We start from the raw sequence: 6,914 nt of genomic DNA, 5'->3' as shown, positions 1-6,914 counted from the left end.
GCCGGGAGCGGAGCGAGCGGGCCGAATAGACACGGCGCCACCGTCTTCGGTATCGACGGCACCTACTCGCCGGAGTGGGCCGCCTGGGCCAACGGCGTCGCGGTGCGTGAACTCGACTTCCACGACACCTTCCTCGCCGCCGAGTACTCCCATCCCGGCGACAACATCCCGCCGCTCGTCGCGGTCGCCCAGCACCTCGGTGTCGGCGGCGCGGACCTGATCCGCGGCCTCGCCACCGCCTACGAGATCCAGATCGACCTGGTGAAGGGCATCTGCCTGCACGAGCACAAGATCGACCACGTCGCCCACCTCGGACCGTCGGTGGCCGCGGGCATCGGAACCATGCTGAATCTCGATCAGGAGACCATCTACCAGGCCGTCGGCCAGGCGCTGCACCTCACCACCTCCACCCGGCAGTCGCGCAAGGGCCTCATCTCCAGTTGGAAAGCCTACGCACCTGCCCACGCCGGAAAGATCGGCATCGAGGCCGTCGACCGTGCGATGCGCGGTGAGGGCGCACCCGCCCCGATCTGGGAGGGCGAGGACGGCGTCATCGCCTGGCTGCTCGGTGGCCCCGAGGCGTCCTACGAGGTTCCGTTGCCCGGACCCGGTGAGGCCAAGCGCGCGATCCTCGACTCCTACACCAAGGAGCACTCGGCCGAGTACCAGAGCCAAGCGCCGATCGACCTCGCACGCAGGATGCGCGAGAAGATCTCGAACTTCGACGACATCGAGTCGATCGTCCTGCACACCAGTCATCACACCCACGTGGTGATCGGCACCGGATCGGGCGACCCGCAGAAGTTCGACCCGAGCGCCAGCCGCGAGACCCTCGACCACTCGGTCATGTACATCTTCGCCGTAGCGCTGCAGGACGGTACCTGGGATCACGAGGCGTCCTACGCTCCCGAGCGCGCCAACCGCCCCGACACCATCGACCTGTGGAAGAAGATCTCCACGGTGCAGGACCCGGAGTGGACCCGTCGCTATCACTCGACCGACCCGAACGAGAAGGCCTTTGGTGCCAAGGCGGTCATCACACTGAAGAACGGTGAGGTGATCACCGATGAACTCGCGGTCGCCGACGCGCATCCGCTCGGTGCACGTCCGTTCGCGCGGCCGCAGTACGAGGCCAAATTCGCCACGATGGCCGACGGTGTGGTGGAAGTCGAAGAGCAGCAACGCTTCCTGGCCGCGGCCACCGGACTGGCCGGCCTGGCCGCCGGCGAGTTGGGCGCACTCAACGTCGCGGTGCTGCCCGCGCTGCTCGACAAGGCTCCCTCGACCGGCAAGGGGATCTTCTGATGTCCCTGTTCTCTTCGGCCGTCACCGACGGCGACAAACGACTGGCGCTGCGCGCCGGTTTGACCTCCGGTGAGTTGCAACGGTGGCCAGGAGCGTTCTCGCCCCTGGTGGCAAAGCTCGTTACCGATATCGGATTCGACGGGGTGTACGTTTCTGGTGCGGTGCTGTCGGCGGACCTGGGCCTCCCCGACATCGGGCTCACCACGCTCACGGAGGTGGCGGCGCGGGCCGGGTCGATCGCACGTGCGACCGACCTGCCCGCGCTCGTCGACGCCGACACCGGATTCGGCGAACCCATGAGTGCGGCAAGGACTGTCGCGACACTCGAGGACGCCGGGCTGGCCGGGTGTCACCTCGAGGATCAAGTCAATCCGAAGCGATGCGGGCATCTCGACGGCAAGGACGTCGTCCCGGTCGGCGACATGCTCAAGCGGCTGGCGGCAGCGGTCAACGCACGGCGCGACGAGAACTTCGTCATCTGCGCACGCACCGACGCCCGTGCGATCGAGGGCTTCGACGCCGCGATCGACCGGGCCAAGGCGTATGCCGACGCCGGTGCCGATCTCATCTTCACTGAGGCGCTGCGCGATCTCGGTGAGTTCGAAAAGTTCCGGGCCGCAGTCGATGTCCCGTTGCTGGCCAACATGACCGAATTCGGCAAGTCCGAGCTCCTCACCACCGATCAGTTGCGCGACGTCGGCTACAACGCGGTGATCTATCCCGTCACCGCCCTGCGGATCGCGATGGGTGCCGTCGAAGCGGGACTTCACGAAATCCATTCCGCAGGAACGCAAGCCGGACTGCTCGACGGTATGCAGCACCGGAGTCGGCTCTACGAACTGCTTCGTTATGCCGAGTACAACGATTTCGATTCCGATCTGTTCAACTTCTCACTCGAGGGTGCATCACAATGAGCACAGAGGCGATAACCACGGGCACGATCTCGACCCCCAAGATCTACAAGGGCCTGTCCGGCGTGGTGGTGGACACCACTGCAATCTCCAAGGTCGTCCCGGAGACCAACTCGCTGACCTATCGCGGTTACGCGGTCCAGGATTTGGCCGCGCAGTGCAGCTTCGAGCAGGTCGCGTACCTGCTGTGGAACGGCGAGCTGCCCACCGACGGACAACTGGCGCTCTTCACCCAGCGGGAGCGTGCGAGCCGTCGGATCGATCGGTCGACGCAGTCGCTCCTGGGGAGCATCCCGGACAACTGCCACCCGATGGACGTTGCGCGTACCGCCATCAGCTACCTCGGCAGCGAGGATCCCGACGAGGACAACAGCAATCCGGAAGCCAACTTCGACAAGGCATTACGCATGTTCGCGGTTCTGCCGACGATCGTCGCCGCCGACATGCGCCGGCGTCGTGGGCTCGATCCGATCGCACCGCATCATGGCCTGGGGTACTCCGAGAACTTCCTGAACATGTGCTTCGGCGAGGTCCCGGACCCGGTCATCGTCAAGGCCTTCGAGAAGTCGATGGTTCTCTACGCCGAGCACAGCTTCAACGCGTCCACCTTTGCCGCCCGGGTCGTCACCTCGACGCAGTCGGACATCTACAGTGCAGTCACAGCGGCCATCGGGGCGCTCAAGGGTTCGCTGCACGGCGGAGCCAACGAAGCCGTGATGTACGACATGATCGAGATCGACCGTCCCGAGAACGCTCGGAGCTGGCTGAACGCCAAGCTCGACCGCAAGGACAAGGTCATGGGCTTCGGGCACCGCGTCTACAAGAACGGTGACTCGCGCGTGCCGACGATGAAGGCCGCGCTCGAGGACGTGTCGCATCACGTCGGCGACGAGCGCTGGCTCGGCATCTACGCCGAACTCGAGGCCGTGATGGGCGAGCGGACCGGCATCAAGCCGAATCTCGATTTCCCCACCGGACCCGCCTATTACCTGATGGGCTTCGACATCGCGTCGTTCACGCCGATCTTTGTGATGAGCCGAATCACCGGGTGGACCGCGCACATCATGGAGCAGGTCGCGTCGAACGCACTGATCCGCCCGTTGAGCAACTACGACGGACCAGCCCAGCGCGAGATCGCGACGGTCTGACCCGACCCAAACGCGCACAGCCACGGTTGATCTCTGTGAGGTCAACCGTGGCGTGCGGGTTTGTGCAAAGGTCTTCATACGGGGGTTGTGCAAACAGCGGCCCGTGCGCGTGCGCACCCGATGAGAGAGAGTCAAGTGTTCGACAAAGTTCTGGTTGCCAACCGCGGCGAAATCGCCATCCGCGCTTTTCGTGCGGCCTACGAGTTGGGTGCGCGCACGGTCGCGATCTTCCCGTATGAGGATCGTAACTCGGTGCATCGTCTGAAAGCGGACGAGTCGTATCAGATTGGGACGCCCGGACATCCGGTGCGCGCGTATCTGTCGGTCGACGAGGTCGTGGGTGCGGCGCAGCGGTGCGGTGCGGACGCGATCTACCCCGGTTACGGATTCCTGTCGGAGAACCAGGGCCTGGCGGCGGCGTGTGCGGCGGCCGGGATCACCTTCGTCGGGCCGTCGGCGGATGTGCTGGAGCTGACCGGTAACAAGGCGACCGCGGTTGCGGCTGCGAAGGCAGCGGGCCTGCCGGTGCTGGCGTCCTCGGAGCCGTCGTCGGACATCGACGAGCTGGTCGCATTCGCCGAGCAGATGCAGTTTCCCGTCTTCGTGAAGGCCGTCGCGGGTGGTGGCGGTCGCGGGATGCGGCAGGTGGAGCGCATCGAGGATCTGGCCGAGTCGATCGCGGCGGCGTCACGGGAGGCCGACGCCGCGTTCGGCGACCCGACGGTGTTCCTGGAGCAGGCGGTGGTCAATCCCCGCCACATCGAGGTGCAGATCCTGGCCGACACCCAGGGCAACGTGATCCACCTGTTCGAGCGGGATTGTTCGGTGCAGCGTCGCCATCAGAAGGTGATCGAGCTGGCGCCCGCGCCGAACCTGTCCGAGGAGTTGCGGGAGAAGATCTGCGCGGACGCGGTCGCTTTCGCCAAGCACATCGGCTACTCGTGCGCGGGCACTGTCGAATTCCTGCTCGATGAACAAGGCAGGCATGTGTTCATCGAGATGAATCCGCGTATTCAGGTGGAGCACACGGTGACCGAGGAGATCACCGACGTGGATCTGGTGGGTTCGCAGTTGCGGATCGCGTCGGGGGAGTCGCTGGCCGATCTCGGTCTGTCACAGGACAAGCTGCAGATCCGAGGCGCCGCGCTGCAGTGCCGGATCACCACCGAGGATCCGGCGAACGACTTCCGGCCCGACGTCGGACGTATCACCGCCTACCGGTCTCCGGGTGGTGCGGGTGTGCGCCTGGACGGCGGTGCTGTCCTGGGGGCCGAGGTCAGTGGCCACTTCGACTCGATGCTGGTCAAATTGACCTGTCGCGGAAGGGATTTCGCGACCGCAGTGCGACGGGCACGACGCGCGGTGGCGGAATTCCGCATTCGCGGCGTCTCGACCAACATCCCGTTCCTGCAGGCCGTGCTCGACGACCCGGATTTCCAGGCCGGCAAGGTGACGACGTCGTTCATTCCCGAACGACCGTGGCTGTTGACGTCGCGCAGCTCGGCCGATCGTGGCACCAAGATCCTCACGTATCTCGCCGACGTCACCGTCAACAAGCCGCACGGCGAACGCCCGACCACCGTCTACCCGCGCGACAAACTCCCCAAGATCGACAAGTCGGTGCTCGCGAACCCGCCGGCCGGGTCCAAACAGCGACTCGACGAACTGGGTCCAGAGGGATTCGCCACGGACCTTCGCGCCCGCGAGGCATTGGGTATCACCGACACCACCTTCCGCGACGCGCACCAGTCGTTGCTGGCGACCCGCGTGCGGACCAGTGGTTTGGTGACGGTCGCGCCTTACATCGCAGCGACGACGCCACAGTTGCTGTCGATCGAATGCTGGGGTGGCGCCACCTACGACGTGGCGTTGCGGTTCCTCAAGGAAGACCCGTGGGATCGGCTTGCCCAGCTGCGTGAGGCGATCCCGAACATCTGCCTGCAGATGCTGCTCCGCGGTGCCAACACGGTTGGCTACACCCCGTACCCCCGCGAGGTGACCACCGCGTTCGTTGCCGAGGCCACCGAGGTCGGCATCGACATCTTCCGGATCTTCGACGCGCTCAACAACATCGAGCAGATGCGTCCGGCGATCGACGCGGTCCGCGAGACCGGCACCGCGGTCGCCGAGGTCGCCATGAGCTACACCGGTGATCTCGCCAACCCGGACGAGGATCTCTACACCCTCGACTACTACCTCCGGCTCGCGGAGCAGATCGTCGGCGCCGGTGCGCATGTGCTGGCGATCAAGGACATGGCCGGTCTGCTGCGGGCGCCTGCCGCGACCAAGCTGGTGTCGGCATTGGTCAAGGAATTCGAGCTACCCGTCCACGTGCATACCCACGACACCCCCGGTGGTCAGCTCGCGACCTACATGGCTGCGTGGGAGGCGGGTGCGTCGGCGGTCGACGGTGCGTCCGCGGCTCTGGCCGGCACCACATCGCAGCCGGCGTTGTCGGCGATTGTCGCGGCGACGGCGCACACCGGACGCGACAGTGGCGTCGACCTGCAGGCCGTCTGTGACTTGGAACCGTATTGGGAGGCGCTGCGCAAGGTGTACGCGCCGTTCGAGTCGGGGCTTCCGGCTCCGACCGGGCGCGTGTACACCCACGAGATTCCCGGCGGACAGTTGTCGAATCTGCGGCAGCAGGCCATCGCACTGGGCTTGGGTAACCGGTTCGAGGCGGTCGAGGAGGCCTACGCCGCAGCCGACCGACTGCTGGGCCGGCTGATCAAGGTGACCCCGTCGTCGAAGGTCGTCGGTGATCTGGCGCTGGCGATGGTCGGACGTGGGATCACCGCGTCGGAGTTCGCCGCCGATCCCTCTTCCTTCGACATCCCGGACTCGGTGATCGGTTTCCTGCGTGGCGAACTCGGCGACCCAGCCGGCGGCTGGCCCGAACCATTGCGCACCCTGGCGCTCAAGGGCCGGGCCGAACCGCAGCCCACCGTCGAGTTGTCCGCGGAGGATTCCGCCGTGCTCGACAAAGCCGGCCGCGACCGCCAGGTCACGCTCAACCGGCTCCTGTTCCCCGGTCCGACAAAGGAATTCGAAGACCACTTCGAGAGCTACGGCGACACCTCACGACTGTCGGCCAACCAGTTCTTCTACGGACTGCGCTACGGCGACGAACACCGCGTCGTCCTCGAACCCGGTGTCGACCTGCTCATCGGCCTCGAAGCCATCAGCGACCCCGACGAGAAGGGCATGCGCACCGTGATGTGCGTGCTCAACGGGCAGCTGCGGCCAGTGCAGGTGCGTGACCGATCCATCGACTCCGCCGTCGAGGCCTCCGAGAAGGCCGATCGTGGCAACCCGCATCACATCGGTGCACCGTTCGCCGGGGTCGTGTCCATCTCGGTCGACGTCGGCGACGAGGTGGTTGCCGGAGCCGCCATCGGCACCATCGAGGCCATGAAGATGGAAGCCACCATCACCGCCCCGGTCGGCGGCAAGGTCGCCCGCGTCGCCGTCGGGCCGGTCACCTCGGTGGCCCCAGGGGACCTGCTCATCGAGATCGGCTGAATTGCAACCACTCCCGCCCTTCTTG

General features: G+C 65.9%; 4 protein-coding genes. All 4 read left to right on the top strand.

Features of this window, described 5'->3' with window-relative positions; genetic code table 11:
• A partial coding sequence (locus tag ABZW74_RS14360) for an MmgE/PrpD family protein (protein ID WP_355276993.1) occupies positions 1 to 1,305 on the top strand: 1,305 nt, incomplete at its 5' end.
• Positions 1,305 to 2,219, top strand: a complete 915-nt coding sequence (gene prpB / locus ABZW74_RS14355) for a methylisocitrate lyase (RefSeq protein WP_240858831.1) — start codon at positions 1,305 to 1,307, stop codon at positions 2,217 to 2,219. The genes ABZW74_RS14360 and prpB, both read left to right, overlap by 1 nt.
• A complete protein-coding gene (locus ABZW74_RS14350; RefSeq protein ID WP_240858833.1) occupies positions 2,216 to 3,364 on the top strand; it encodes a bifunctional 2-methylcitrate synthase/citrate synthase in 1,149 nt (382 codons plus the stop codon). The genes prpB and ABZW74_RS14350 overlap by 4 nt, the downstream gene beginning before the upstream one ends.
• Before the next feature lie 135 nt (positions 3,365 to 3,499).
• Complete coding sequence (locus ABZW74_RS14345; protein ID WP_355276989.1) at positions 3,500 to 6,889, top strand: pyruvate carboxylase; 3,390 nt, start codon at positions 3,500 to 3,502, stop codon at positions 6,887 to 6,889.
• The last annotated feature ends 25 nt before the right edge of the window (positions 6,890 to 6,914 follow it).

Source organism: Gordonia sp. NPDC003585, assembly GCF_040610755.1.
In the GTDB taxonomy this organism is placed as follows: Bacteria; Actinomycetota; Actinomycetes; order Mycobacteriales; family Mycobacteriaceae; genus Gordonia.
Note: the sequence above shows the minus strand (reverse complement) of the source record. Positions and strands in the feature narration are given on the sequence as shown.

Bases quoted from the DNA above. Each gene is read 5' to 3' on its own strand.
- prpB (WP_240858831.1), top strand. From the start codon at position 1,305: ATGTCCCTGTTCTCTTCGGCCGTCACCGACGGCGACAAACGACTGGCG.
- ABZW74_RS14350 (WP_240858833.1), top strand. From the start codon at position 2,216: ATGAGCACAGAGGCGATAACCACGGGCACGATCTCGACCCCCAAGATC.